The sequence below is a fragment of the Roseivirga spongicola genome, from assembly GCF_034376045.1.
Lineage (GTDB): Bacteria > Bacteroidota > Bacteroidia > Cytophagales > Cyclobacteriaceae > Roseivirga > Roseivirga spongicola.
Genome location: NZ_CP139724.1, coordinates 2329520 through 2355420, shown reverse-complemented (window position 1 = coordinate 2355420; position 25901 = coordinate 2329520). Strand labels below are relative to the sequence as shown.

Genomic DNA, 25901 nt, shown 5'->3' with positions numbered 1-25901 from the left:
TTTCTACTAATCTTTATCCAACAAACTCCACCGTCAGCGAGTCGTCAGTTTTCTGTACTTTGGCTAAGCCATTTTTAGTTAACTCCTTAATGGCTTTATCCCACTTCTTATTTGAAAGACCTGTACTTTCTTTAAATGAGTTTAAGTCAGTTTTACCAGCTTTCTTCAAAGATTCCATTACACCTTTGGCATCTTCACTCAACTCCACAGAAACTTTTTTCTCTGGCTTCATTTGAGGAAAGAACAACACATCTTGAATAGAGTTTGAATTAGTCATAATCATGGAAAGCCTGTCTATACCTACACCTAAACCAGCCGTAGGTGGCATACCATACTCTAAAGCGCGAAGGAAGTCTTCATCGAGCACCATGGCTTCATCATCTCCTCTTTTACCTAGCTCTAGTTGCTCTTCGAATCTGGCTCTTTGATCAATAGGATCATTCAACTCAGAGAAAGCATTACAGATTTCTTTTCCATTACAAATGGCCTCAAAACGCTCCACTAATCCTTCTTTAGTGTTGTGCTTCTTAGCCAATGGAGACATTTCTACTGGGTAATCAGTAATGAAAGTTGGCTGAATCAACTTAGGTTCGCAGTGCTCACCAAAAATTTCATCAATCAGTTTTCCTTTACCCATTGAATCATCTACATCTACCTTTAGATCCTTAGCCGTTGCCCTTAGCGCGTCTTCGTCCATTTCGGAAATATCAACGCCAGTAAAGTGCTCAATAGCCTCGAACATAGTGAAACGCTTCCAAGGTCTTTGGAAGTTGATTTCATTCTCGCCCACCTTTACTTTAGTGGTTCCGTGAAGATCCATTGCTACTTTTTCGATCATAGCCTCCACAGTGTCCATCATCCAGTTGTAGTCCTTATAAGCTACATACAACTCTACCTGAGTGAATTCAGGGTTATGGAAACGAGACATACCTTCATTTCTAAAATCTTTTGAGAACTCAAACACACCATCGAAACCACCAACAATCAATCTTTTTAAGTAAAGTTCGTTGGCAATTCTCAGATATAAAGTCATATCTAAGGTGTTGTGATGAGTCTTGAATGGACGAGCTGCTGCTCCACCATAAAGTGGCTGAAGAATTGGTGTTTCCACTTCTAAGTAGCCTTTATCGGCCAAGAAGTTTCTCATTGAATTCACCAATTGTGTCCTTTGAACGAAAGTCTTTTTCACCTGCGGATTCACCACTAAATCTACATAGCGCTGACGGTATCTTTGCTCTGGATCAGTAAAGGCATCGTGCACCTTACCTTCTGCATCAGTTTTTGGTAATGGCAGTGGCTTAAGTGATTTAGAAAGCACTACAAGCTCTGTTACATGTACAGAAATCTCTCCAACCTTAGTCTTAAAAACATGCCCTTTTACCCCAATAAAGTCACCGATGCTCAAAATCTTTTTGAAAACGGTGTTATATAAAGTCTTGTCCTCTTCAGGACTCACCTCATCTCTAGCAACGTAAACTTGAATTCGGCCTTGTGAGTCTTGTATTTCGGCAAAAGAAGCTGATCCCATAATTCTACGGCTCATCATTCTACCGGCCAAAGTCACCTCTTTGTATTGATCAGGATTCTTATCGAAGTTTTCCTTTATTTCCTTTGAAAATGCGGTTACCTCAAATGTCTTTGAAGGATATGGGTTTATCCCCATTTGCTCCAATTCTTCTTTCTCCTGTCTTCGTTGAATTTCCTGTTCGCTCAATACTTGCATTTCGCATCAAAATTTTGAAGCCGCAAAGTTAATCATTCAACCAAAACATTTAAACAATTGACCTCTTGTGTTTACAGGTGAAAAAGAATTCCTAGTTTTCTAGGAGTTGTCCGAAATTATTAGGACATTTCCGAAATACTTAGGAGTTATGAAAGATTTAACGAAAGCGGAAGAGCAAGTAATGCAGATAGTATGGGAGTACGATCAGCTCTTCATAAAAGAAATTGTAGATAAAATGCCCGAACCAAAACCTGCATACAACACTGTGGGAACATTTCTGAAAATATTAGAAAGCAAGGGCTTTGTAACTAGGACTAAATTAGGCAACACCTTCTCCTACTCTTCGGCAATTGAAAAGAAAGCATATACCCGAAAGTCTATGAATGGACTATTGAGTAATTACTTTGAAGGATCAGCTGAAAAGCTATTCTCTTTTATGGTTCAGGAAAAGAAACTGAACATGGAGCAGGTTGAGGATTTAATGAAAAAGCTGAAAGACGATGAGTAATTTCCTAATTGAATCGTCCATTTGCTTGGCAGTTTTCTACCTGTTCTACTGGGTGTTTCTGCATAGAGAGAAGCTGCTCAACATAAACAGAGCATACCTTTTAATATCAGTTATTATCTCTCTGATTATCCCATTTCTGAACATTGAAACGAACTGGAACCTGTTTCCTTCAACTCCACCTATTCAAGAGGCAGTTTCAGTAGAAGACTCAATTGCAACAAATGGTAAAGGCGGCATTAGCATTTCATTTGGGTTAATCTACATACTCGGGCTAACCACCTCTTTAGCACTCCTTTTAGTAAAGCTCTTGCTTGTTAAAAGAAAGCTAGGCAAAAACTTCGTTCTAAATAGAAAGCATGTTGAGATAATCGAAATAGAAGGCAATGAAGCGTTCAGCTTCTTGAATACTATTTACATTGGCAAGGATTTAGCTTCCCAACACAAGTTCCGAGAGCAAGTCATAGCCCATGAATTTGCTCATATTGATGGAAAACACACTTTAGACACACTATTTTTTGAATTACTGAAGTGTTTCTATTGGTTCAATCCATTTAGCTACTTCTATAGTAAATCGGCTCAGCTTCAGCATGAATTTATTGCCGACCATTATGCACTTAGCAAATCTGACGCAAGGGCCTATGAAAAATCATTGCTTGAATTAACACTGAGCAAAATAAATCCTAGCCTAGTCGCCAACTTCGGTCAACACCCGATTCAAAAAAGATTGAAAATGATAAAAACTATAAACTCAAATATCATGAAACGTTTAAAACCATTATTCGCATTACCGGTACTTGGAGCATTGGTCTTTGCTCTCGCATGTACTGAAGAGGCAAATCCTGAAACCAATGAAATTGTGTTCGAGGAAACGGAAATTCCAATTGATGTAGACTTAAATCCAATAGTGGAGAATGTAACGAGGTCGTACTGGAGCCCCACTGACTCACTTGTGGCTTCCAAAATGATCAACGGAAAAGTCAAAGTATACTTAAGCCCTCAAATTCAAAAAAGAGTGGATGACAATACAGTTATTGAGGAAGAGGAAATCCCATTAAGCAGAGTTGTGTCTGTCGAAATTATTAAGAGGGACTAGAACCTATCGTTCCTCAAAAAAGAAAGGCTGGAAAATATTTTCCAGCCTTTCTTTTTTTATGTGTTATTAGAACTATCAGAACTTATCCTGATGCCCTAACTGCTTCTTAAATAACTTCCTTCTAGAGAGCTCCTTTTTAACGTTGCTCAGTTCCCTTCCACTCTGACCTTTAACCGAGGTGTTTTCGTTGGCTCTTCTAATTAAGTAAGGAATTGTAGCCTTTAGTGGCCCGTAAGGCACATATTTAATCACGTTATAACCAGCATCGGCTAGATTAAAGGAAATATGGTCACTCATGCCATACAACTGACCAAAGAAAATACGGTGGTCGTTCTTTTGTAAGCCCAGTTCATCCATCACGAGCGTGAGCTTATAATTTGATGCTTCATTATGGGTTCCTGAGAAAAGACCAATTTCATGGATATGTTCCACACAGTACCTCACAGCTAAATCGAAGTCTCTATCAGAAGCCTCTTTGTTAGGCTGAATAGGATCTTCGTACTCCATTTCTTCAGCTCTCGCTCTCTCCTTTTCCATGTAGGCTCCTCTAACCAACTTGGCCCCCAAGCGATAACCATTATCCCTACCATGTTGATGAAGCCTCTTGAGATTATCTAACATGCTATGGCAATACATTTGGAAAGTATAGTAGATGAGCGCTTTTTCTCGGTTATAGATACTCATCATTTTGAGCGTCAGTTCATCTACAGGCTTTTGAATCCACGTTTCCTCCGCATCTATCAGTACAGAAACATCTTTCTCGTAGGCCAGCCTACAGATTTTATCTACTCTTTCGAAAACCCGATCATAAGCAGCTTGCTCATCTGGAGTTAGCTTTTCACCAGCATGGATTTTGGCTAAAAGGTCGAACGATGCCAACCCTGTAATCTTAAAAGCGGCAAAGCGGATGTACTCCATCTCTCCTGCCCTTTCAATTGTTCTCAACAGTTCGTTTGTGGTTTGATCGAACCCCTCTTCTGTTTTTTCACCTTCTACGGAATAATCGAAGATGGCACCAATACCAAAAGCCGCTAGCTCGTGAGAAGAACGTTGACAACCATCTAAGGTTTCTCCTCCACAAAACATATCAAAGATGGTACTTTTAATAAGCCCTTTAACTGGCAACCGAGCGGCTAGCGCAAACTTAGTCATGGTGGTTCCTATTTTAACCAGCCATGGCCATTGCATAGTACTGAAAATGAAATGACGCTTTTTCAGCGCTTCATCGGTTTTAGATCTGAAGGCTGTTTCTAATTCGTCAAAATCGACAAACTTCTTTAACTCCATAGGCGAATTTAGGTCGGCAAATATAAGAACAAACCAATAGGTTTTTACTTTTGTTATTTGGTTCTAAAAGCCATTGCTCATGAACATCCGCGAACTTAAAAATTGGTATCAGGACTACAAAAAACCATTGATTATTTCAGGGCCCTGTAGTGTAGAAACTGAGCAACAGTTTAGAGATAGTGTATTACCTATTTTAAATAAAGTAGACTTTGTAAGAGGGGGAATTTGGAAACCTAGAACTAGGCCTGGCAACTTTGAAGGCAATGGAGAAAAAGCCCTTAAGTGGGTAAAGGCTTTGAAAGAAGAAACTCCATTCAAATTTGCCATGGAAGTGGCCACCCCAGAACATGTAGAGCTAGCTCATCAATACCAAGTTGATTTAGTTTGGATTGGCGCAAGAACAACCGTAAACCCTTTCAATGTTGCAGAGCTCGCTGAAGCCTTACAGGGGTCCGAATTACCAGTTTTGGTCAAAAACCCCATCCATGCAGAGCTTTCCCTTTGGAAAGGAGCTCTAGAAAGATTCAGCAAAGCGGGCGTCACTAAATTAGGAGCTATACATAGGGGCTTCCATACTTACCAGCAAAGTAAGTACAGGAACATTCCCATGTGGCAAATTCCTCTTGACTTAAAAAGTGAGTTTCCCGAATTACCATTAGTATGCGACCCAAGTCACATTGCTGGTGCTCGAGATTTAGTGCCTGAAATTGCTCAAAAAGCAATGGATCTAAACTATGATGGTTTAATGATTGAGGCTCATTGTGAGCCTTCTAAAGCCTGGAGTGATGCTGCGCAACAAGTTCCTAGCAACGACCTCAGCGCCCTTCTTGACAATATAATATTAAGAGACTCCGCATTTACTAAAGATAACATCATTAATCAGTTAGAGGTAATTCGAGAGCAAATTGATGCTGCAGACAGAGAAATTCTAGAGGCAGTAAATTTAAGGATGAACTTAGTGGAGAAAATTGGTGAGTTCAAGAAAGAGAATAATGTAGCCATTTTTCAGCTAAGCAGATGGAAGGAAATCTTCAACTCTAGACAGGAATGGGCCGAACAGCTCAACCTGGATAAGGATTTTGTGGTAGATATACTAAGGCTACTACATCAGCAGTCTGTCAAAACTCAAACCGAAGTTTTCAATAAAAACGAACAAAATATAAATTTACCGAATGACTGACTTAGGCCTTCTTGGGCCAGAATACACTTTTCATGATTTAGCCCGTAGACGCTTTTTGCCAGAATTAAAGCATACCTACTACAGCTCATTTGATGAGGTATTCAACGCCCTGAAAAGTGGAGAAATTAAACATGCTCTTATTGCTTTGAGAAACTCGCACAGTGGAGATGTAAATACTAACAGTAAGTTAATACAGAACAAAGGACTTAAGCTTTTAAAAGAATTCGATCTGGAAGTCAACCTTTGCTTAGGCGGCTTCTTCAAAAACAATATCAGCTCTATTCAAAAAATTCATTCACACCCAATGGCCATAAAGGAGACTCGTGATTATTTCTCCAAATACAGTCATATCAAATTCATCTCTAGTAAGAGCACTGCTGGAGCTATTGAAGAATTACGAAATGGACGAGATAAATGGGCAGCCGTCATTAGTTCTAAAGAAGCTCTAATAGCGAACTCACTTTCTATTGTCGCAGAAAACATACAAGATAGCAACCAAAACGTCACTACTTTTGGTCTTGTATCTCACTAACTAACAAACGTTTGTTTCTACAATCGATTTCCAAAATTTCTAAAATAAAGTTTTCTATGTTTCTAGAAACTCAATATGTTTAAGGCATGAAGACATGGTTCGCGGCTTACTTTTACTTTTTTTATTTCTTTACGAGAGTGAGGTGAACCGCAGCTTATTAGAAAAAATTTAACTTAACATATAAGCCCGGTTCACAAGAGCCGGGCTTTTTTATTGTCAAAATCATGGAAATTGTAGACATCAAAGATTGGGGTTTAGGACTATCGGAGCACACCTTAATCGCTGGCCCTTGCAGTGCAGAGAGCCCAGAACAAATTGAGGCTATCGCTAGAGGCTTAAAAGGTAGCAGAGTAGAAATGTTCAGATCTGGAGTATGGAAACCAAGAACAAGGCCTGGCTCTTTCGAAGGTATTGGAGAAGATGCTCTGGAATGGCTCAATATTGCCAAAGACATATTGAACGTGCCCGTTACTGTAGAAGTGGCCAATGCAGCTCATGTTGAAGCAGCATTAAAAGGTGGTGTAGACGTTCTTTGGATAGGTGCCAGAACAACTGTAAACCCTTTTTCCGTTCAAGAAATCTGTGACTCATTAAAAGGAGTTGATATTCCTGTAATGGTAAAAAACCCAATCAACCCAGACCTACAACTTTGGCTTGGAGCATTCGAAAGACTAAGCAAAGTAGGCATCAATAAATTGGCAGGTATTCACAGAGGCTTCTCCGACCCATACGAAAAACGGTACAGAAATAAACCTGAGTGGAGTATGCCTATTCACCTAAAACGCATGATGCCGGGTATATCTGTAATTTGTGACCCTAGCCACATTGCAGGGACCCGTGAAATCATTGCATCTGTAAGTCAAAGAGCCATCAACTTTGGCTTAGATGGTCTAATGATTGAAACCCACCATGACCCTGACAAAGCTTGGAGTGATGCCAAGCAACAAATAACTCCAGATACCTTAAAAATTATTTACGACAATTTAAATTTCCGTGAGTCGATAGATAAACACCCTGAGGCAATTACAGAACTCGAAGAGCTCAGACAAAAAATTGACCTATTAGATGCGCAATTAATTGAGTTATTTGCCGACAGATTCCAAATCATTAAGCAGGTAGGTGACTATAAGCGGGAACACAATCTTGCAGTGTACCAACCAGGCCGATGGCAAGAAGTGATGGAGTCTAGAATTAAAACCGGGAATAAAAAGGGCATGACTGAGAAGTTTATGAAGAGCTTACTTTTCGCTATACATGAAGAATCGGTAAAAATGCAAGAGGCCCAACTCAAAGAAGCTAAAGCTGAAATTAAAGCATGAGCATAAAAATCGATGACATTGGCACTAGCCTTTCAGGTTATTTTGCTGAACATCAGTACTCAAAGGTAGCGGTGTTGGTAGATGAAAATACACACCAATACTGCTACCCTATAATCGAGAGTCTTTTACCTCCACATGTTCTCATTCAGATTCAATCTGGAGAGATCAATAAAAACTTAAGCACTTGTGAACATATCTGGTCGGCTTTAACCGAAAACCAATTCGACAGAAAATCGCTTCTAATCAACTTAGGCGGTGGAGTGATTGGCGACATGGGTGGCTTTTGTGCAGTTACTTATAAAAGAGGTATAGACTTCATCAATATTCCTACTACCCTATTGGCTGCAGTTGATGCCAATATTGGAGGAAAACTAGGAATTGACTTTAATGGATTTAAAAACCACCTAGGCTTCTTCCAAGATCCAAATGAAGTATTCATTGACCCTGTTTTTCTTGAAACTCTTAGTGAAAGAGAATTAAGGAGTGGGTTTGCTGAAGTAGTCAAACATGGCCTAATTACTGACAAAGACTATTTCAATGAAGTGACCAAAGATGGGTTAAATCAAGCCAATTGGAATGCCGTGATTGCCCACAGTGTTCAAATCAAAAATGCAGTAGTTACTGAAGACCCGAAAGAAAAGGGCTTAAGAAAAATCTTAAACTTCGGGCATACGGTTGGGCATGCTATTGAGAGTTTTTATCTCGACACGGAGAACCATTTACTTCATGGCGAAGCCATTGCTATTGGTATGATTTGCGAAGCCTTTCTTTCTACAAAACTATTGGGCATGGCTAAGGAAGAATTGGAAATCATAAAAACTACCTTAACCCTAATCTATCCGAATCTAAACATTCATAAAGGAGACTTTACATCCATTATAAAACTGATGTATCAGGACAAAAAGAATGTCAATAGCTTTTTAAATCATTCTTTGCTTTACGAAATTGGTCGTGCCGGATATGATGTTGCGGTAGATGAAAAGGACGTAATGGACTCACTGTTCTACTATCATAAAATATAGACTCAACTTGGAATCAATAGAACTACAACATTGCTCGAGCCTCAAAACTGTAGAGGTACCGCTAGAGGCCTCAAAGAGTGAGAGCAATAGAGCCTTGATCATTAATGCCGTTTCAGGAGATAAATCTACTCTCCACAATTTATCGAATGCGAGAGATACTCAAACCATGTTGAGGTTATTGAAATCGGACGATGAAACCCTGGATGTACTAGATGCGGGAACAACCATGCGCTTTCTTACGGCATACAGCATTTTAGGAGATAAGCCTAGAGTAATGACGGGAACTGAACGCATGCAACAGCGCCCTATTCACATTTTAGTTAAGTCTCTAAAGCAAATTGGTGCAAAGATTAAGTACTTAAACGAAGAAGGTTACCCACCCCACAGAATCAAACCTCTTGAGGTACAGAAGACCAATCAGGTAGGCATAAAAGGTGATGTCAGCAGTCAATTTATTTCTGCTTTGCTAATGATTGCTCCTGCCCTTCCACAAGGACTCTCTCTAAGACTCAAAGGAAAAGTTGGTAGCCGCCCCTACATTCAGATGACACTGGATATGATGAAGCTCTTTGGTGTACAGGCCAGTTGGACGAACAATACCATTGAGATTGAACCGCAAGAATACAAAGAGTACCCTTACGTAGTAGAGTCAGATTGGTCTGGTGCAAGCTACTGGTACAGCTTTGTGGCTTTGGCAAAAGAAGCCAAAATCAAACTGCTCGGCTTAAGACAAAAGTCGCTTCAAGGCGATATTGCGATTGTACACATCATGAACCGACTCGGAGTAATGAGCACATTCGAAGAAGATGGTGTAGTACTTGAGAAAATTCCGCATCAACAAGAGTTTGAATATGATTTCTCGGATTGCCCTGATTTAGCCCAAACTGTTGCTGTAGTTTGTGGAGTCAAAGGTATAGAGGCTAAGTTCACAGGCCTTGAAAGCTTGAAAATTAAAGAAACCGACAGAATTAAGGCCTTGAAAAAAGAGCTGAAAAAGTTCAAAATCAAGCTAAAAGAGACTGAAGAAGGAGTTTATGAAATTAAGTCGAAGTTTCAACCTACTGAGGAAATCATAGAAGTAGAAACCTATGAAGACCACCGCATGGCCATGGCTTTCGCTCCTATGCTTACGCATCAATCGATCAGAATTTTAGATCCTTCCGTAGTGAATAAATCTTACCCAAGCTTCTGGGAGCATGTGGAGTTGGTGACTGATCTGTAATTGTCTGCTGAATTACTTTTCCTAAATTGAATTAATTCTTATGAGGTGGCGTTAGCCACAGATTAGCATTGATTTATGGCGAAAAAGAACAAACTCGAAAATATATCGGTCAAGGAGGTATTTAGCAGAATTATTTGGCCCAAACGCGGCATGCTCCTCTTCGGCTTAGTACTCATCTTACTTAGAAGTGCCGCTACCATCATCCCTCCAAAAGCAACTCAGTACTTGATAGATGATGTAGTAATAGATGGTGATTTACAAGAACTTAAGCTTACGGTAGGCCTCATTGTTTTAGCTATTATAGTACAAGCAGTAACCTCTTTTACACTCACAAGAATTCTGAGTGTGCAGGCACAGAAACTCATTGCAAAATTGAGAGTGCAGGTGCAAAAGAAAATACTTTCTCTACCTATCAACTTCTTCGACAGTCAAAAATCTGGAGCTTTGGTTTCCCGAATAATGACTGATGTAGAAGGGGTGAGAAATTTGGTGGGAACCGGTTTTGTTCAGCTTATTGGTGGTGCTATCACTGCTGTAGCTGTGCTTTTTATCCTCATCAACACCAATGCTAAGCTTACCGCCCTAATTGTTTTACCTATTATTCTCTTTGGAGTAATTGCCATGAAGGCCTTCGGTGTACTTCGCCCAGAGTTCAGGAAAAGAGGAAAACTAAATGCAGAGGTAACTGGCAGGTTGACCGAAACGCTGAATGGCGTTAGAGTAATTAAAGGCTTCGGGGCTGAACAACAAGAAATTAAAATCTTCGAAAAAGGGGTTGACTCCCTCTACAAAGTGGTGAAAAAGACACTGACCGCCACTGCCTTTGTTTCTAGTTCAGCTACTTTCCTACTTGCCGGAGTAGCCAGCACCAGTATTCTTGGCTTGGGCGGATATTACATTATGGAAGGCACTATGACTCCTGGTGAACTCTTTGCCTTTATAGGATTACTAGCTGTGGTTGTAGCTCCCGTACTACAAATGTCAAACATTGGTAGTCAGATCACCGAAGCCTTCGCTGGGTTAGATAGAACGGAGGAAATAATGCAAACTCCTTCTGAAGAAGATGATACATCTAGAACTGAGGAGCTAGGTATAATTCATGGCGAAGTAAAGTTCGACCAGGTTTCATTTGCTTATGAAGAAGATGATGATGTAATCAAGAATGTGTCGTTCAATGCTCCTGCAGGCTCTGTTACCGCACTTGTAGGTTCGTCTGGCTCGGGTAAGTCTACAATTGCTGGATTAGCGGCTACTTTTTTAAACCCTAGAGAGGGAACCATAACGATTGATGGAACAGATCTTTCAAAGGTTAAGCTAAGAAGCTTCCGCTCGCAGTTAGGAGTTGTACTGCAAGACGATTTCTTATTTGAAGGCACCATAAGAGATAACATTCTATTTCCTCGCCCGGAATCTACTGAAGCAGAGTTACAAGCAGCAGTAAAGGCAGCATATGTGAATGAATTCACGGATAGGTTCGAAAAAGGACTAGATACAGTAATTGGAGAACGTGGGGTTAAGCTCTCTGGTGGTCAGAGACAAAGGCTAGCTATTGCTAGAGCCATTTTGGCCGATCCAAGAATACTCATCTTAGATGAGGCCACCTCTAACTTGGATACCGAAAGTGAATCGTACATTCAGCAAAGCTTGAATGAGCTAATGAAAGGTAGAACCACATTTGTGATTGCGCATAGGCTAAGCACCATTAAACGAGCAGACCAGATTTTGGTCATTGAAAAAGGCGAAATTGCCGAACAAGGAACTCACGATGAACTAATTGCCAAAGAAGGCAGGTACTATCAATTATACACCTATCAGGCCAGAATATAATGGAAGAACGAGTTAAGATTATTGAAGAAAGGAGTCTCTCCGAAGGCTGGTTCAACCTTAAAGAGGTTATTTACGATTACACTTGGTTCAACGGCAGGGTGCAAAGACAGTCAAGAGAGGTAGCCAAGAAAGGAAACTACGCTGGCATTCTACTTTACAACAAAGAGAAACGCACTGTTATTCTAACCAGACAATTTAGAATGCCTTCTTATTTGAATGATACCTCAGATGGTTTTATAGTAGAGGCGTGTGCTGGAATGCTTGATGATGATGCCCCCGAAGAATGTGCAAAGCGCGAAGCACTTGAAGAAACTGGTTTTAAAGTCAAGAATATTGAAAAGGCCTTTGAAGCATACACCTCTCCGGGCACTCTGAGTGAACTTGCACATCTTTATGTAGGTGCCTATGAAGACGATATGAAAGTGTCTAAAGGAGGTGGTGCAGACGAAGATGAAGATATAGAAGTGCTAGAAATCTCCTTTACCCAAGCATTGGAAATGATTAAAACTGGTGAAATTAAAGATGCCAAGACGATAATGCTTTTACAGTACGCTCAAATAAATGAGCTTTTAAACTAGTACGCGAACCGCAATTTTCCACTAATGAAAAAGACCAACTATCTACTAATCATATTATTACTCATTACTTCTATCGACCTATTTGGTCAAGACCCATTAAGGTTTGCTGAAGAGGTTAAAAAGTTCGAAAACGCTTCATTGCAGTATCCTGCACAAAACCGAATTGTATTCACGGGTAGCTCTAGCATAAGACTTTGGGTAGATTTTAAGTCTTACTTTCCTGAACACAACGTCATCAACACTGGCTTCGGTGGTTCAGAGACTTCTGACCTGATTCACTACAAAGACCTATTGATTTCTCAGTTCAACCCAAAGCAGGTATTCATTTATGAAGGCGATAATGATGTAAACTCTGGAAAGTCAGGGCTGCAGATATTAGCAGACATGAATAAACTAGTAAACGACCTGCTAGAAGAGGGTGTAGAAAACATAGTGATCATCACTCCTAAACCAAGCGTAGCACGTTGGGAACTAAAAGAAAAGTACGAAAAAGTAAACGCGTCTTTTAAAGCTATGGCAGACCTCTCACCAAATGTAAAATTTGCAGATGTTTGGGCACCAATGCTCAACGAAGATGGTAAAGTGAAGAGTGATATCTTCATAGAAGACAACCTCCACATGAACAAAAAAGGCTACGATATCTGGATAAAGGTGATAGGCCCACTGTTAATAAAGCCTTGATAAAGACTATTTTAACGAGCTAAAAAAGCCTTCTCAATCTAAAGAGAGGGCTTTTTTTCGCTAATACGTAAAGTTAACACTACATGAATCAATAAAACTTTTTATGAATATATGTTGAATTTTTCATGTAAAGTCTCCATCTTTAAAAACCGTTTCACCTAAACGTATGAAAACATTAGCCGTCTATGCACTAGTGCTTGGGACAGGCGTAATGAGCTTGCTTTCTCTTTCCGAGAGTAAGGAAGATCATACCGCTGAATTCCCGAGTTTGGAATTAAGCTCACTTTTAGAGCTAAACTCCAACGAATTACCAAGCTTACCAAGTGCCACACCACACTCAGAAGTAAGAAAGAAAGAATATCACATCTATTTTGAAAATAGAGCAGAAGAGCCTCTAGAAGTTGCTATTAGATATAAAGACTACAATGGTGACTGGCAAACAGAAGGATTCGTAACCCTAAAGTCTGGAGAAAAAAGACATATGGGAGTATCCGATCAAAAGACCTACTTCTATTATGCCGAAAATCAACACAAGTGGAAAAAAAGAAAATGGGCGGGGAAGTATAGTTTCCCCGTCAACGAAGCTGCATCTAATAAGCTTCGATTTGTGAAGCAAGATATTTGGGAGTGTTACGACACTAAAATGTGCAACACATTTGCCGTGTTTAGGTAATGTTGAGAGGGAAGCTGCTGGGGCTTCCCTTCTTTTTTTGCCAAGACTTTGTTTCTCCCTAATCCCACTCACCAACAAGGGCTTAGGCCATACGGCAACATAACCTAAGGGCAATTACCTTTGACGAACTTCATTAAGATACGCCTCCACTAGATGCGAACTTTGCAGTTGCTAGAATCAAAAGTTAGTCAAAGATTGACAGCAAAGTCTTGTGACCGCTAATCTCCGCCTTTGGTGGTCTTGTGACCGCCACACCTATGGCAGCAATGCTTCGAGGCTTACAAAGACTTGAAATAAGCAGGAGCTTTCACTAATCGGCTTCCATACCAACTGAACATTTCTCCATCTACCAACCTCACTTCTACATTGGGTAGTTCAGCTTTCAGTTCTTCAATATGCTTATCTTTGAAAGGATAAGGTTCAGAACTCAAAAGCACTACTTCAGGAGCAAGGTCTTTGATTTCTTGTACGGTCAGTTCTGGGTACCGATCTTTCTTTACTTGATTTTCGAAACCAGCTACCTTAAGCATTTCATTGATAAACGTTCCTTGACCGGCAGCCATATACGGTCCTTTCCAGATCAGGTAAACGGCCTTCTTTGCAGGAACATATCTTTCTTCCAATTCAGCGAATCCACTGAGGATATCGACTACTATGGCCTCTGCTTCCTTTTCTTTGGCTGTAAGATCACCGATCATCTCAATCATATCCAAAGCTTCATTAAGGTTTGAAATATCGCTCATCCACACAGGGTATTTCTTTGCTAGCTCAGTGATGAATCCCTCCTCATTCTCTTCCTTATTTCCGATGATAAGGTCAGGCTGAAGTTGATCGATAATATCGAAATGAACTTGTTTAGTCCCTCCTATAATGGTCTTTTCTTTTCGCCACTCTTGAGGATAAACACAGAATTTGGTGATACCTACAACTTCGGAACCCAGTCCCAAATCATAAAGCAATTCTGTTTGCGAAGGAACAAGAGAAATGATTCTTAAAGGGGCTTCAGGTACGTTGACCTTTCGCCCCATTTGATCTTTTACAGTTGGCATTATTTTAAATACCTGAAGTCATGACCACCTTCTAGCTGAGTCAAGAATTGATACATCAATTCTATTACCTGATCAATATCTGTTTCGTGAGCTGTCTCGACAGTAGTATGCATGTACTTAAGTGGAAGTGAAATCAATGCAGCCGGAACTCCCTCATTAGAGTAAGCAAAAGCATCAGTATCTGTTCCTGTAGACCTTGAAGCTGCCGAGCGCTGGAATGGAATTTCATTCTTCTCTGCCACCTCAATCAGCATATTCAAAAGGTTATTCTGAACTGCTGGACCGTAAGTAAGTACAGGGCCGTTTCCAGATTTTTGATCTCCTTGTAGTTTCTTATCATACATAGGAGAATGAGTATCGTGGCAAACATCAGTGATAATAGCCACATTAGGTTTGATTCTCGCAGCAATCATTTCAGCACCTCTTAAACCAATTTCCTCCTGAACAGCATTCACTATGTATAGACCGAAAGGCAATTCTTTACCTTCCTCCTTTAACTTTCTAGCAACCTGAGCAATCATGTATCCACCAATTCGGTTATCCAAGGCTCTACCACACCAATATTTCTCGTTCAGTTTGAAGATTTCATCATCGAAAGTAGCCACAGTTCCCACATGGATTCCCATATCTAAAACCTCTTGCTTGGTGCTAGCACCTACATCAATAAAGATGTTCTTCAATGAAGGTGCGCTTTCGCTTTCTTTCTCTCTAACATGAATAGCCGGCCAACCGAAAACTCCCTTCACCACTCCCTTTGGAGTATGGAGATTCACCCTTTTTGAAGGTGCTATTTGGTGATCACTACCTCCATTTCTGATCACATAGATATATCCATCATCAGAGATATAATTTACAAACCAGCTAATCTCATCAGCATGTGCTTCGATAACCACTTTGTATTCTGCTTCAGGATTAATGACTCCTACAGCAGTACCATAATTATCCGTAAAGTATTCATCTACATAAGGCTTCATATAATCTAGCCAAATCTGTTGGCCACTAGATTCGAAACCTGTTGGCGATGCGTTATTCAAATATTTAACTAAAAACTCTTCTCTTTCCATCATCTGCTATCTATTAAATATTCATTAAAGCGGAATGTTACCATGCTTTTTCTTAGGTAGAGTATCTACCTTATTCTCAAGCATTTTGAATGCTCTAATTAACTTCTCTCTAGTTTTTTCAGGCTCAATTACTTCATCTACATAACCACGTTTTGCAGCATTATAAGGATTAGCAAATTTGGCCGTATATTCATCAACCTTCTCTTGAAGTTTGGCTTCAGGATCTTCAGCAGCAGCAATTTCTTTACGGAAGATGATTTCGGCAGCTCCTTTTGCACCCATCACCGCAATTTCTGCCATTGGCCAAGCGTAATTCATGTCCGCACCAATGTGTTTCGAGTTCATTACATCATATGCTCCTCCGTATGCCTTTCTAGTAATTACTGTAATTCTTGGTACTGTGGCCTCTGCGAATGCATAAAGTAATTTAGCTCCATTAGTGATAATTCCATTCCACTCTTGGTCGGTTCCAGGAAGGAAGCCTGGCACATCTTCCAACACCAAAAGAGGAATATTAAAGCTATCGCAGAAACGTACAAAACGAGCACCCTTCGTTGAAGCATGGATATCCAAAACCCCAGCAAGCGCAGCAGGCTGATTACCCACAATACCTACACTTCTTCCTCCAATTCGGGCGAAGCCTACAATAATATTCTCTGCAAAGTTCTTATGCACTTCAAAGAAAGAATCCTCATCTACCAAATGCTCAATAACCTCATGCATATCATAAGGCTGATTTGGGTTATCAGGAATGATTTGGTTCAGTTCCTTTCTGATTTCAGACTGCGCATCATACTTGTAGATGGGAGCATCGTCTTCACAGTTTTGTGGAACGTAAGACAATAGTCTCTTAATATCGTTGATACATTGTACCTCATTGGCTGAAGCAAAATGTGTTACACCACTTTTAGTGCTATGCGTACTCGCTCCACCAAGTTCTTCAGAAGTAACATCTTCTTGTGTTACTGTTTTTACCACATTTGGGCCAGTAACAAACATATATGAAGTGTTCTCTACCATGAAGATAAAGTCGGTAATTGCTGGAGAATACACAGCACCACCAGCACAAGGCCCCATTACTGCGGAAATCTGAGGAATAAGTCCTGAAGCACGAGTATTTCGGTAGAAGATATCGGCATAGCCACCTAATGACACCACACCTTCTTGAATTCTGGCTCCACCACTATCGTTCAAACCAATGATTGGAGCACCATTTTTCATAGCCAGGTCCATGATTTTACAGATTTTCTCTGCATGAGTTTCAGAAAGTGAGCCTCCAAAAACGGTAAAGTCTTGTGAATAGACATAAACCAAACGGCCGTTTACTGTTCCATAACCGGTAACCACTCCATCGCCCAGAAACTTTTGCTTATCAAGACCAAAGTCAGTAGCTCTATGCTCTACAAACTTTCCAATTTCTTCAAACGAACCTTCATCCATCAATAAAGCTATTCGTTCTCTTGCGGTAAGCTTATTTCTATCGTGCTGTGCATCAATTCTCTTTTGCCCACCCCCTAAAAGTGCTTTCTGATTCTTTTCCTCTAGCAAAGCATATTTCTCTGCTTTACTAAGAAGTTTAACTGAAGAAGATTCTGATTTTTTGTCTGCCATAGGTTCCATTAGATTTGGTAGCCAAAGATATGGACATACGTGGAAATATGAATTTCAAAGCCATGAATTGTCCTTCCGAACAGCCTTATTTTTAGGGAATAATATTATATATTCGGCCAACTTTTCGAGGAGTGTGGCATGAGGAAAGCTGTAATAGATTTAGGTACTAATACTTTCCACCTGTTCATTGTTGAACTGGAGGATGGCCAGCTAAAGACGCTCTACAAGGAGAAAATTGCTGTAAAAATTGGCAAAAATGGCATCAGCAAGGGCTATATAGCCAAAGATGCCATGAAAAGGGCAGTTCATACTCTTGAGGTATTCAAAACTGTGCTCGACCAATTTCATACTACCGATGTTATCGGTGTGGCTACCAGTGCCATCAGAAACGCAAAAAACGGTCAGGAACTACTAGACCAAATTCACAATTCAACTCAGATAGAGATTCAAATTATTAGTGGTGACCGCGAGGCAGAACTAATTTTTGAGGGAGTTAGAGCTGCAGAAGCCGTAGATAACGCACCACAGTTGGTGATGGATATCGGAGGCGGCAGCGTTGAGTTTATTATAGGAAATGACTCTCAAATTTTCTGGAAGAGAAGTTTTGAAATTGGGGCACAACGCTTGCTGGATAAATTCCACAAGCATGACCCTATGCCTGCTAGCTCGGTAAACGAAATGTTTAACTGGCTAGAAGCAGAACTTCAAGAGCTTAAAACAGCCATTGAGAAACATAAGCCAATTGGCCTGATAGGGTGTTCAGGAACGTTTGATACGCTCGTAGAAATACACTTTAAACAAACTGGAGAAGACAGGCCTGTGCATCCGAAAGTATTTGAGCTACCTATTAAAGCCTACCGAGACATGCACCGAGATTTACTTATTCAAGATAAGGAAGCTAGATTGCTGATTCCAGGTATGGTTTCTATGAGAGTAGACATGATTGTGGTAGCCAGTTGCCTTATCTCTTTCGTTACAGACCTCATTCCTACAGAACACATTACTGCGTGTACTTACGCTTTAAAAGAAGGTGTTCTTTATTCCATGGAACACAAACCTATTGCAGAAAAGCAATAACATTTTCCCAATGAATCATTTTAGCTACGACCAACTGTATCGTTTTTCCAAAGACATTTTCATCGCTATGGGTTGCCCTGAAAGTGATGCAGAAACAGCGACCAAAACATTACTTTCCGCAGATATGCGAGGGGTAGACTCTCACGGGGTAGCTAGACTTAGCGGTTATGTTAGGCTTTGGGATAAACAAAGAATTAACGCCAAGCCAGATATTAAGGTGATACATGAAACACCAAGTACAGCCACCATCGATGGTGATGCAGGACTTGGTTTAGTGGTAGCGCCTTTTGCCATGCAAGTGGCTATTGAGAAGGCTAAAAATGCTGGAACAGGCTGGGTAGCGGTTAAGAATTCAAACCACTACGGAATTGCAGGCTATCATGCCATGAAGGCCTTAGATCATGACATGATTGGCATGTCAATGACGAATGCAAGCCCATTGGTTTCGCCTACATTCTCTAAGGAAAGAATGTTAGGCACTAACCCTATTGCCGTTGCTATTCCTGCCAATGAGCAACCTCCATTTGTAGGTGACTTTGCTACAACACCAGCGGCTAATGGAAAACTTGAGGTGCTTATGCGAAAAGGCGAAAATGCCCCTCTCGGATGGATTCAGGACCAAGGAGGGCAAAGTACAGACAATGCTCACGGCATTAAAGAAGGCGGATCTTGGCTACCACTTGGAGGTGATAGAGAGCATGGAAGTCACAAAGGTTTCATCTTGGGTTCCATTGTCGATATATTTTCTGCCGTACTTTCTGGCGCTAATTATGGCCCATGGGCTCCTCCTTTTGTTGCTTTCCTAGAGCCAAGTAAGAACCCTGTAGGCGAAGGGCTCGGACACTTCTTTGGAGCAATGAGAGTAGATGCCTTCCGTCCTGCCGAAGAATTTAAGTCGCACATGGACAACTGGATTACTAGATTTAGAGAATCTGACCGAGCCGATGAAAATCAGCCTGTCGTTATTCCTGGCGATCCGGAAAGAGCTTATGAAAAAGAAAGAAGTGAAAATGGTATTCCTCTACTTGAGCCGGTAGAAAAGGACCTGAGAGCTTTAGGAGAAAGGTTTGGGGTAAAATTTTAAGGTGAAACGAAGGCAATTAGCCCTTGAAGGACTCATTGCCTTAAGACTTATCTCACTATTATCCCTCCTCTACTAGCCAGCGGACTACCATAAGGCGATCTATTATCATCATAAATCACATTATACATCAGCACCAAATTAACAGATAGATTGCGGCCTATAGGATATGTTACACCCCCTCCGATAAAGAAACCAGGAACCCAGTCTCTACCAGTATTGGAAGTACCGTCATTAAGTGGCACTAAGGTATTAAGGCTTTCAAATTCTGTTTGAAAAAAGTAATTATCTAAGAAGCGATAACGCAGAAAGGCTCTCGGACCGTAAGTATTGTTTTTAAGTTTAACGCGGTTATAGCTAGGCAAAAAGATATACTCTCTAGATACATAGAGGTAAGACAAGGATAGTCCCCCTGAAAATGTCTCGGAGAACCTATACCCCACTAAAGGAGACACTTCTATGTACTGCGACTCAACATCTCCAAAGGAGAAGCTTAACCCAAAGTTCCCTCCAAAAAACACCCTGTCCTCCAGTGGAATCTTCTCGGTCTCTTCTTTGTCCTTTTTTTCTTCTTCAAAATACTGTGCCGATACACTATTCGAAATGGCTATCAACAAAAGGAAGCCTAATACAAGTCTATTCATGAGCTCAATAAAAAAGTCCTCGAGTGAGGACTTATCTTAATCTTCGATTACAATCATATAGAGGTCTTCACTCTTTTTCTTCATCATGTAGTTTTCTCTTGCAAACTTTTCGAGCAGTTCAGTATTTGTACTGAGCTCTTCACGATCTTTTAAAACCTCTGTTTTCTTTTCTAGGTAATACTCTTTCTCAGCCTGCAAATCATTCAGTTTGCGAGTCATTCTAATTTGCGATACCACATCATTGGAGTCTACAAACAGCATCCAGATAACGAAGAAGAGACCAAATAGAACATAATAGTTCTTGAGAAATTTCGGGAGCCTGGTGAAAGGATTCATAATATAAAGATACGGAAGTTTTAATTTGAAAGTCAATGCTGTTTGAAATCCTCCGGCCTTTGACCACCTGCTTAAAAAAAGGAAGAATGATTGTTGTCAGAGTTGAGAGATTCCTCTCGTTAAATATCGGGATCGCGGGAATGACAGTACCTAGACATAAAAAAAGCACCTCATTCGAGGTGCTTCTGTCTAATATATAAAGTCTATGTACTCCAGTACTTTGTACCAGATACTAATACGCTTTTCTAAAGTCCTTACCAGGGAATCTTCCAACTTCGCCAAGTTCTTCTTCGATTCTGATCAATTGGTTGTATTTAGCCATTCTGTCTGAACGAGAAGCTGAACCAGTTTTGATCTGACCAGTGTTCAATGCTACTGCCAAGTCAGCGATGGTATTGTCTTCAGTTTCACCAGATCTGTGTGACATTACAGCAGTGTAACCATTGGTTTTAGCCAAGTTAACAGCAGCAATAGTTTCAGTCAAAGTACCAATTTGGTTTACTTTGATTAGGATTGAGTTAGCAATACCGTTATCGATACCTTTCTGAAGTCTTTCTACGTTAGTCACGAACAAATCGTCACCTACTAGCTGTACTTTATCACCGATTTTCTCAGTCAAAGCTTTCCAACCTTCCCAGTCATCTTCAAACATACCGTCTTCGATAGAAACGATAGGATATTTCTCGGCAAGACCTGCTAAGTAGTCAGCCATTTCTACTGGAGAAAGCTTCTTACCTGTTGAATCTTTAAAGTAGTAAACGTTCTCATCTTCTAAGTAGAACTCTGAAGAAGCTACGTCCAATGCGTAAACGATGTCTTCACCTACTTTATAACCAGCATTGGTTACTGCCAAAGAGATAACTTCTAATGCCTCATCGTCAGAACCTAAATTAGGAGCGAAACCACCTTCATCTCCAACGTTTGTAGCCAAACCTCTTTCTGAAAGTACTTTCTTCAGGTGATGGAAAACCTCAGCACCCATTCTGATGGACTCAGAGAATGACCTTCCGCCTACAGGCATAATCATAAACTCTTGGAAGTCGATTGAGTTATCGGCATGAGAACCACCGTTGATGATGTTCATCATAGGAACAGGAAGCGTGTTAGCGCTTACACCACCTACGTATCTGTACAGTGGAAGTCCAAGTTCAGCAGCAGCCGCTTTAGCAACAGCAAGAGAAACACCCAAAATAGCGTTTGCTCCTAAGTTTCCTTTGTTTGGAGTACCATCGGCCTCCAACATGATCTTGTCGATCAAGTTTTGTTCGAAAACTGAGAAACCGATGATTTCAGCTGCCAACACATCGTTAACATTCTGAACCGCCTTAGTTACTCCTTTTCCTAAGTATTTTGATTTATCGCCATCTCTTAGTTCTACAGCTTCGTGTGCTCCAGTAGAGGCACCAGAAGGAACTGCTGCTCTTCCTAGTACTCCATTTTCAGTAACTACATCTACTTCAATGGTTGGGTTACCACGAGAATCTAATATTTGTCTGGCGTGTACGCTTTCAATTAAGCTCATATTGATTATGATTTAAATAGGTCTATGAATTGGTCGAACAAATAACGCGAATCGTGAGGGCCCGGACTAGACTCTGGGTGATATTGTACGGAAAACGTTTTCTTTCCCTTTACAGCAATCCCTGCACAAGTATCATCGTTCAAGTTTACGTGAGTAAGCTCTACCAAATCAGACTTTTCTACATCTTCTCTGTTTACGGCAAATCCATGGTTTTGAGAAGTAACTTCACTTTTGCCAGAAACTAAGTTCTTAACAGGGTGATTCAATCCTCTGTGACCATTATGCATCTTAAAGGTTGGCACACCACAAGCCAGCGAAATAATTTGGTGACCTAAACAGATACCGAATAGCGGATAATCTTCTTCCATTATTTTCTTAGCTGTTTCTACGGCATAAGGCATAGAAGCTGGGTCACCAGGACCGTTAGAAAGGAAATAACCATTTGGTGCCCACTCCTTCATTTCTTCAAATGAAGTTTTAGCAGGAAACACTTTTAAGTAAGCTCCTCTATATGAAAGGTGCTTAAGAATGCTTGTTTTAACCCCTAGGTCTAAAACAGCCACCTTATAAGGGGCACTCTCATCTCCAACAAAATACGGCTCTTTAGTAGATACGAAAGAAGACAACTCTAGGCCATTCATATCTGGCACTTCGGCCAACTTAGCAGCCAATTGCTCATCAGTTAGATCTTCAGAAGAAATGATAGCATTCATAGCCCCTTTATCTCTGATATGCCTTACTAACAAACGAGTGTCTAACTCTGAAATACCTACAATGTTATTTTTGTCTAGATAATTCTGAAGTGAGTCTGTTCCTGTTGGTCTACTAAAATCTTGAGAGAAGGTATTTACTACCAAACCTCTAATCTTAGGAGAGTCAGACTCTTGTTCTTCATCTTCTACACCGTAGTTACCTATATGAGAAGTAGTATTTACTACAATCTGCCCAAAGTACGAAGGATCTGTATAGATCTCCTGATACCCGGTCATACCGGTGTTAAAGCAGATTTCTCCACCTATCGTTCCAATTTTACCAATGGCTATCCCCTCGAAACGAGAACCGTCTGCAAGTAGTAAAACAGCCTTTTTTTGTGATTGATCAAATGTTTTTTGCGACATATTTTGAATGGCTTGCGTTTAACGCATCGTGCAAAAATAACAGGTATTTATTTGGTAGCAAAACCAAATAAAAAAGGGATTGAACTTCCGCTCAATCCCTTTCAATATCTAGTAATATAAAATTACTCTTTGCTTACTTTTTCTCTTCTTCAGCGTTATCAGCAGCTTCAGCTTTAGGAGCTTCCTCCTTTGCCTCTTCTACCTTAGCTTCTTCTGCTGCTGGTGCGGCAGTAGTAGCCTCAGTAGCTTTCTTGCCACCTCTTCTGCTTCTTCTGGTTTTCTTAGCGCTGTCGTCTTTAGTTTCACCTAACAACAACTCGTTATAGTCAACCAATTCGATGATACACATGTCAGCATTATCACCAAGTCTGTTACCAGTTTTGATAATTCTGGTGTATCCACCTGGTCTTGTTGCTACCTTCTCTGCTACTTCATTAAAAAGTGTAGTAACAGATTCTTTGTCTTGCAGGTAAGAGAACACTACTCTTCTAGAGTTAGTTGAATCGTCCTTTGCTTTAGTAATCAAAGGTTCAACATACTTTCTTAAAGCTTTCGCTTTTGCTACAGTTGTAGTGATTCTTTTATGCTGAATCAAAGAAGAAGCCATGTTAGAAAGCATCGCCTTTCTGTGCGAAGCCGTTCTACCTAAATGATTGAATTTCTTCCCGTGTCTCATCTCTATTAATCCTCTTCCAGTTTATATTTAGCCAAATCCATACCGAAGGTAAGGTTCTTTTCAGCTACAAGTTGTTCCAACTCGGCCAAAGACTTCTTACCGAAGTTTCTGAACTTCATCATGTCAGAAATCTCTAATTTCACCAAGTCGCCAAGTGTACGAACATCAGCAGCTTTAAGGCAGTTGTAAGCTCTCACAGAAAGATCTAGATCGTTCAATGAAGTCTTAAGCAACTTACGCATGTGAAGCATCTCTTCGTCTACTTGCTCTGGCTCATCCAATGCTCCTGTCTCTAAGATCATATTCTGATCAGAGAACAACATGAAGTGTTGAATAAGGATATGAGCAGCACCTTTCAATGCATTCTCAGGGTGAATAGAACCATCAGTTTTGATGTCTAAAACTAACATTTCGTAGTCAGTCTTTTGCTCAACCCTTGTGTTCTCCACGCTGTATTTCACATTCTTAATAGGTGTGAAAATAGCATCGATTGGAATGAATCCGAAAACTTGTTCGCTTGGCTTGTTTTCCTCTGCAGGAAGGTAACCTCTACCCTTCTCGATAGTCAATTCAATCTCGAATTTGATATCGTTGTCTATGTGACAAACAACATCTTCTGGGTTCAAGATTTCGAAAGCGCTGGTGAATTTTCCAATATCACCAGCTGTAAACTTATCCTGACCGTCTATTACGACATTGATTTTATTATCTACTGTATCAGAGATTTTCTTGAACCTTACTTTCTTCAGGTTAAGGATGATTTCTGATACGTCTTCTACAACACCTTCAATAGTAGAGAACTCGTGCAACACACCAGGTATTTTGATACCGGTGATGGCGTAGCCCTCTAGAGAAGAAAGCAATATTCTTCTCAAAGCATTACCGATAGTAACCCCGTAGCCTTTTTCAAGGGGTTTGAACGTGAACAGACCGTGAAAATCGTCTGCCTTCTCCATCACCACTTTCTCCGGGATTTGAAATGCGAGTATCGACATATATGTAATGTTTAAAAGGTTCTTAAATTGATTATTTAGAGTAAAGCTCGACAATCAGCTGCTCCTTAATGTTCTCTGGAATATCTTCTCTTGTTGGAACATTAATCATTTTACCAGCTAATTCAGCTTTGTTGAACTCTAACCAAGGGTACCTCTGAACAGTGTTAGCAGCAACGCTATCAGAAATTAATTCCAATGATTTAGACTTCTCTCTTACTGCCACTACATCGCCAGGCTGCACGTGGAAAGATGGAATATTCACAATTTCACCATTAACAGTGATGTGCTTGTGAGATACCAACTGTCTTGCAGCTCTTCTTGTAGGAGCGATACCCAATCTGTATACCAAGTTGTCTAATCTCGCCTCCAATAACTGAAGCAAAATTTCACCTGTAATACCAGATCTTCTTGAAGCTTTGTCGAATAGATTAGCAAATTGTCTTTCTAACACACCGTAAGTGTACTTAGCCTTTTGCTTCTCCATCAACTGGATGGCATATTCAGATTGCTTTCTTCTTCTTCCTCTACCGTGTTGGCCAGGAGGATAAGCCTTCTTCTGTAATGCTTTGCTATGACCGAAAATAGGATCGTTAAACCTTCTCGCGATTTTAGCCTTTGGTCCGTTATATCTTGCCATTACTTCTTAAATTCTTAATTAAACTCTTCTTCTTTTCGGTGGACGACATCCGTTGTGAGGTAGTGGAGTTACGTCTCTAATCACAGTAACTTCGATACCTGAATTTTGGATGGTTCTGATAGCTGATTCACGACCAGATCCAGGACCTTTCACAAAAACCTCAACTTTTCTTAAGCCTAATTCATAAGCCTTTTGAGCACAGTCTTGTGCTGCCATCTGAGCTGCGTAAGGAGTGTTCTTTTTAGAACCCTTAAAGCCCATTTTACCAGCAGAAGCCCAAGAGATAACCTGTCCTTGCTGATTAGTCAAAGAGATGATGATGTTGTTGAAAGACGCCTTAATGTGCGCCTGTCCAAGAGCATCAACCTGTACTACTCTCTTCTTAGCTTTATCTTTTCTTTTTTGAGCCATTTTCTAATTCTTTTTCGGCATTAAAAAACTCACCT

General features: G+C 40.4%; 26 protein-coding genes. 13 read left to right on the top strand and 13 right to left on the bottom strand.

All coding sequences use genetic code 11. The annotated features are described in order from the left end of the window. Nucleotides 1-13 precede the first annotated feature (13 nt). On the bottom strand, nucleotides 14-1723 hold the full coding sequence (gene lysS, locus T7867_RS10425; RefSeq protein WP_084375670.1) for a lysine--tRNA ligase: 1710 nt from the start codon (nucleotides 1721-1723) through the stop codon (nucleotides 14-16). A 148-nt stretch (nucleotides 1724-1871) separates the two neighbouring features. On the opposite strand from lysS, the gene T7867_RS10420 reads away from it, so the two are divergent. Both T7867_RS10420 and T7867_RS10415 read left to right on the top strand, forming a co-directional pair. Continuing rightward, on the top strand, nucleotides 1872-2231 hold the full coding sequence (locus tag T7867_RS10420) for a BlaI/MecI/CopY family transcriptional regulator (protein WP_068221325.1): 360 nt from the start codon (nucleotides 1872-1874) through the stop codon (nucleotides 2229-2231). Further along, on the top strand, nucleotides 2224-3324 hold the full coding sequence (locus T7867_RS10415; RefSeq protein ID WP_068221324.1) for a M56 family metallopeptidase: 1101 nt from the start codon (nucleotides 2224-2226) through the stop codon (nucleotides 3322-3324). The genes T7867_RS10420 and T7867_RS10415 overlap by 8 nt, the downstream gene beginning before the upstream one ends. Before the next feature lie 75 nt (nucleotides 3325-3399). Here T7867_RS10415 and T7867_RS10410 read toward each other — a convergent pair whose 3' ends face one another. Beyond that, nucleotides 3400-4611, bottom strand: a complete 1212-nt coding sequence (locus tag T7867_RS10410; RefSeq protein ID WP_068221322.1) for a proline dehydrogenase family protein — start codon at nucleotides 4609-4611, stop codon at nucleotides 3400-3402. A gap of 79 nt (nucleotides 4612-4690) precedes the next feature. Here T7867_RS10410 and T7867_RS10405 point away from each other — a divergent pair, with 79 nt between their 5' ends. From T7867_RS10405 to T7867_RS10365, 9 genes are all read left to right on the top strand, one after another. After that, the gene (locus T7867_RS10405) at nucleotides 4691-5791 is read left to right on the top strand and encodes a chorismate mutase (RefSeq protein ID WP_068221320.1); all 1101 of its coding nucleotides are present in this window, start codon (nucleotides 4691-4693) and stop codon (nucleotides 5789-5791) included. Then, on the top strand, nucleotides 5784-6323 hold the full coding sequence (locus T7867_RS10400) for a prephenate dehydratase domain-containing protein (protein WP_068221318.1): 540 nt from the start codon (nucleotides 5784-5786) through the stop codon (nucleotides 6321-6323). The genes T7867_RS10405 and T7867_RS10400 overlap by 8 nt, the downstream gene beginning before the upstream one ends. A gap of 221 nt (nucleotides 6324-6544) precedes the next feature. Further along, complete coding sequence (locus T7867_RS10395; RefSeq protein ID WP_394364971.1) at nucleotides 6545-7642, top strand: chorismate mutase; 1098 nt, start codon at nucleotides 6545-6547, stop codon at nucleotides 7640-7642. After that, complete coding sequence (gene aroB / locus T7867_RS10390) at nucleotides 7639-8664, top strand: 3-dehydroquinate synthase (RefSeq protein WP_068221314.1); 1026 nt, start codon at nucleotides 7639-7641, stop codon at nucleotides 8662-8664. Before T7867_RS10395 ends, aroB begins: the two co-directional genes overlap by 4 nt. 7 nt (nucleotides 8665-8671) lie before the next feature. Then, the gene (locus tag T7867_RS10385) at nucleotides 8672-9886 is read left to right on the top strand and encodes a 3-phosphoshikimate 1-carboxyvinyltransferase (RefSeq protein WP_068221312.1); all 1215 of its coding nucleotides are present in this window, start codon (nucleotides 8672-8674) and stop codon (nucleotides 9884-9886) included. Between the two features lie 75 nt (nucleotides 9887-9961). Continuing rightward, nucleotides 9962-11713 (top strand): ABC transporter ATP-binding protein, encoded by a 1752-nt coding sequence (locus T7867_RS10380; RefSeq protein WP_068221310.1) that lies wholly within the window; start codon nucleotides 9962-9964, stop codon nucleotides 11711-11713. Next, entirely contained in the window at nucleotides 11713-12291 is a 579-nt protein-coding gene (locus T7867_RS10375) for an NUDIX domain-containing protein (RefSeq protein WP_068221308.1), read from the top strand. The genes T7867_RS10380 and T7867_RS10375 overlap by 1 nt, the downstream gene beginning before the upstream one ends. 24 nt (nucleotides 12292-12315) lie before the next feature. Next, nucleotides 12316-12972 (top strand): GDSL-type esterase/lipase family protein, encoded by a 657-nt coding sequence (locus tag T7867_RS10370; RefSeq protein WP_068221306.1) that lies wholly within the window; start codon nucleotides 12316-12318, stop codon nucleotides 12970-12972. 166 nt (nucleotides 12973-13138) lie between these two features. Continuing rightward, nucleotides 13139-13645 (top strand): DUF1036 domain-containing protein, encoded by a 507-nt coding sequence (locus tag T7867_RS10365; RefSeq protein ID WP_068221304.1) that lies wholly within the window; start codon nucleotides 13139-13141, stop codon nucleotides 13643-13645. Between the two features lie 278 nt (nucleotides 13646-13923). On the opposite strand, the gene T7867_RS10360 is transcribed toward T7867_RS10365, so the two are convergent. The 3 genes from T7867_RS10360 to T7867_RS10350 are packed head-to-tail and all read right to left on the bottom strand — an operon-like array spanning nucleotide 13924 to nucleotide 17369. Next, nucleotides 13924-14694, bottom strand: a complete 771-nt coding sequence (locus tag T7867_RS10360; protein ID WP_322299187.1) for an ABC transporter substrate-binding protein — start codon at nucleotides 14692-14694, stop codon at nucleotides 13924-13926. Then, entirely contained in the window at nucleotides 14694-15761 is a 1068-nt protein-coding gene (locus T7867_RS10355) for a M42 family metallopeptidase (RefSeq protein WP_288343261.1), read from the bottom strand. Before T7867_RS10355 ends, T7867_RS10360 begins: the two co-directional genes overlap by 1 nt. A gap of 21 nt (nucleotides 15762-15782) precedes the next feature. After that, nucleotides 15783-17369, bottom strand: a complete 1587-nt coding sequence (locus T7867_RS10350; protein ID WP_322299186.1) for an acyl-CoA carboxylase subunit beta — start codon at nucleotides 17367-17369, stop codon at nucleotides 15783-15785. Between the two features lie 138 nt (nucleotides 17370-17507). Between T7867_RS10350 and T7867_RS10345 the strand changes: the two genes are divergently transcribed. Beyond that, nucleotides 17508-18446: a Ppx/GppA phosphatase family protein gene (locus T7867_RS10345; protein WP_322299185.1), complete on the top strand. Its 939-nt coding sequence runs from the start codon at nucleotides 17508-17510 to the stop codon at nucleotides 18444-18446. Between the two features lie 10 nt (nucleotides 18447-18456). Then, the gene (locus tag T7867_RS10340) at nucleotides 18457-19530 is read left to right on the top strand and encodes an Ldh family oxidoreductase (RefSeq protein WP_322299184.1); all 1074 of its coding nucleotides are present in this window, start codon (nucleotides 18457-18459) and stop codon (nucleotides 19528-19530) included. 47 nt (nucleotides 19531-19577) lie between these two features. Here the strand turns inward: T7867_RS10340 and T7867_RS10335 are convergent, their stop codons facing one another. The 8 genes from T7867_RS10335 to rpsK form a co-directional block, all read right to left on the bottom strand. Then, nucleotides 19578-20171, bottom strand: coding sequence for a hypothetical protein (locus T7867_RS10335; RefSeq protein WP_322299183.1), 594 nt, complete (start codon nucleotides 20169-20171; stop codon nucleotides 19578-19580). 36 nt (nucleotides 20172-20207) lie between these two features. After that, nucleotides 20208-20507, bottom strand: a complete 300-nt coding sequence (locus tag T7867_RS10330; RefSeq protein ID WP_068221292.1) for an FtsB family cell division protein — start codon at nucleotides 20505-20507, stop codon at nucleotides 20208-20210. A gap of 232 nt (nucleotides 20508-20739) precedes the next feature. After that, complete coding sequence (gene eno, locus T7867_RS10325) at nucleotides 20740-22029, bottom strand: phosphopyruvate hydratase (protein ID WP_273515093.1); 1290 nt, start codon at nucleotides 22027-22029, stop codon at nucleotides 20740-20742. Between the two features lie 5 nt (nucleotides 22030-22034). Next, complete coding sequence (gene carA / locus T7867_RS10320; protein ID WP_068221280.1) at nucleotides 22035-23147, bottom strand: glutamine-hydrolyzing carbamoyl-phosphate synthase small subunit; 1113 nt, start codon at nucleotides 23145-23147, stop codon at nucleotides 22035-22037. 133 nt (nucleotides 23148-23280) lie between these two features. Continuing rightward, nucleotides 23281-23823: a 50S ribosomal protein L17 gene (gene rplQ / locus T7867_RS10315; protein WP_068221278.1), complete on the bottom strand. Its 543-nt coding sequence runs from the start codon at nucleotides 23821-23823 to the stop codon at nucleotides 23281-23283. Nucleotides 23824-23828: 5 nt separating this feature from the next. Continuing rightward, nucleotides 23829-24818, bottom strand: a complete 990-nt coding sequence (locus T7867_RS10310) for a DNA-directed RNA polymerase subunit alpha (protein ID WP_068221274.1) — start codon at nucleotides 24816-24818, stop codon at nucleotides 23829-23831. A 31-nt stretch (nucleotides 24819-24849) separates the two neighbouring features. Beyond that, nucleotides 24850-25455 (bottom strand): 30S ribosomal protein S4, encoded by a 606-nt coding sequence (rpsD, locus tag T7867_RS10305; RefSeq protein WP_068221272.1) that lies wholly within the window; start codon nucleotides 25453-25455, stop codon nucleotides 24850-24852. Between the two features lie 18 nt (nucleotides 25456-25473). After that, on the bottom strand, nucleotides 25474-25866 hold the full coding sequence (gene rpsK, locus T7867_RS10300) for a 30S ribosomal protein S11 (RefSeq protein WP_068221270.1): 393 nt from the start codon (nucleotides 25864-25866) through the stop codon (nucleotides 25474-25476). Between the last annotated feature and the right edge of the window lie 35 nt (nucleotides 25867-25901).

Excerpts from the sequence above, each read along its gene's own strand:
- lysS (WP_084375670.1), bottom strand. The coding sequence starts at position 1,723 with ATGCAAGTATTGAGCGAACAGGAAATTCAACGAAGACAGGAGAAAGAA.
- rpsK (WP_068221270.1), bottom strand. The coding sequence starts at position 25,866 with ATGGCTCAAAAAAGAAAAGATAAAGCTAAGAAGAGAGTAGTACAGGTT.
- T7867_RS10310 (WP_068221274.1), bottom strand. The coding sequence starts at position 24,818 with ATGTCGATACTCGCATTTCAAATCCCGGAGAAAGTGGTGATGGAGAAG.
- T7867_RS10410 (WP_068221322.1), bottom strand. The coding sequence starts at position 4,611 with ATGGAGTTAAAGAAGTTTGTCGATTTTGACGAATTAGAAACAGCCTTC.
- T7867_RS10345 (WP_322299185.1), top strand. The coding sequence starts at position 17,508 with ATGAGGAAAGCTGTAATAGATTTAGGTACTAATACTTTCCACCTGTTC.
- T7867_RS10375 (WP_068221308.1), top strand. The coding sequence starts at position 11,713 with ATGGAAGAACGAGTTAAGATTATTGAAGAAAGGAGTCTCTCCGAAGGC.
- eno (WP_273515093.1), bottom strand. The coding sequence starts at position 22,029 with ATGAGCTTAATTGAAAGCGTACACGCCAGACAAATATTAGATTCTCGT.
- T7867_RS10405 (WP_068221320.1), top strand. The coding sequence starts at position 4,691 with ATGAACATCCGCGAACTTAAAAATTGGTATCAGGACTACAAAAAACCA.
- T7867_RS10330 (WP_068221292.1), bottom strand. The coding sequence starts at position 20,507 with ATGAATCCTTTCACCAGGCTCCCGAAATTTCTCAAGAACTATTATGTT.
- T7867_RS10350 (WP_322299186.1), bottom strand. The coding sequence starts at position 17,369 with ATGGCAGACAAAAAATCAGAATCTTCTTCAGTTAAACTTCTTAGTAAA.
- rplQ (WP_068221278.1), bottom strand. The coding sequence starts at position 23,823 with ATGAGACACGGGAAGAAATTCAATCATTTAGGTAGAACGGCTTCGCAC.
- aroB (WP_068221314.1), top strand. The coding sequence starts at position 7,639 with ATGAGCATAAAAATCGATGACATTGGCACTAGCCTTTCAGGTTATTTT.
- T7867_RS10370 (WP_068221306.1), top strand. The coding sequence starts at position 12,316 with ATGAAAAAGACCAACTATCTACTAATCATATTATTACTCATTACTTCT.
- T7867_RS10355 (WP_288343261.1), bottom strand. The coding sequence starts at position 15,761 with ATGATGGAAAGAGAAGAGTTTTTAGTTAAATATTTGAATAACGCATCG.
- T7867_RS10335 (WP_322299183.1), bottom strand. The coding sequence starts at position 20,171 with ATGAATAGACTTGTATTAGGCTTCCTTTTGTTGATAGCCATTTCGAAT.
- T7867_RS10400 (WP_068221318.1), top strand. The coding sequence starts at position 5,784 with ATGACTGACTTAGGCCTTCTTGGGCCAGAATACACTTTTCATGATTTA.
- T7867_RS10380 (WP_068221310.1), top strand. The coding sequence starts at position 9,962 with ATGGCGAAAAAGAACAAACTCGAAAATATATCGGTCAAGGAGGTATTT.
- carA (WP_068221280.1), bottom strand. The coding sequence starts at position 23,147 with ATGTCGCAAAAAACATTTGATCAATCACAAAAAAAGGCTGTTTTACTA.
- rpsD (WP_068221272.1), bottom strand. The coding sequence starts at position 25,455 with ATGGCAAGATATAACGGACCAAAGGCTAAAATCGCGAGAAGGTTTAAC.
- T7867_RS10340 (WP_322299184.1), top strand. The coding sequence starts at position 18,457 with ATGAATCATTTTAGCTACGACCAACTGTATCGTTTTTCCAAAGACATT.
- T7867_RS10415 (WP_068221324.1), top strand. The coding sequence starts at position 2,224 with ATGAGTAATTTCCTAATTGAATCGTCCATTTGCTTGGCAGTTTTCTAC.
- T7867_RS10365 (WP_068221304.1), top strand. The coding sequence starts at position 13,139 with ATGAAAACATTAGCCGTCTATGCACTAGTGCTTGGGACAGGCGTAATG.
- T7867_RS10360 (WP_322299187.1), bottom strand. The coding sequence starts at position 14,694 with ATGCCAACTGTAAAAGATCAAATGGGGCGAAAGGTCAACGTACCTGAA.
- T7867_RS10420 (WP_068221325.1), top strand. The coding sequence starts at position 1,872 with ATGAAAGATTTAACGAAAGCGGAAGAGCAAGTAATGCAGATAGTATGG.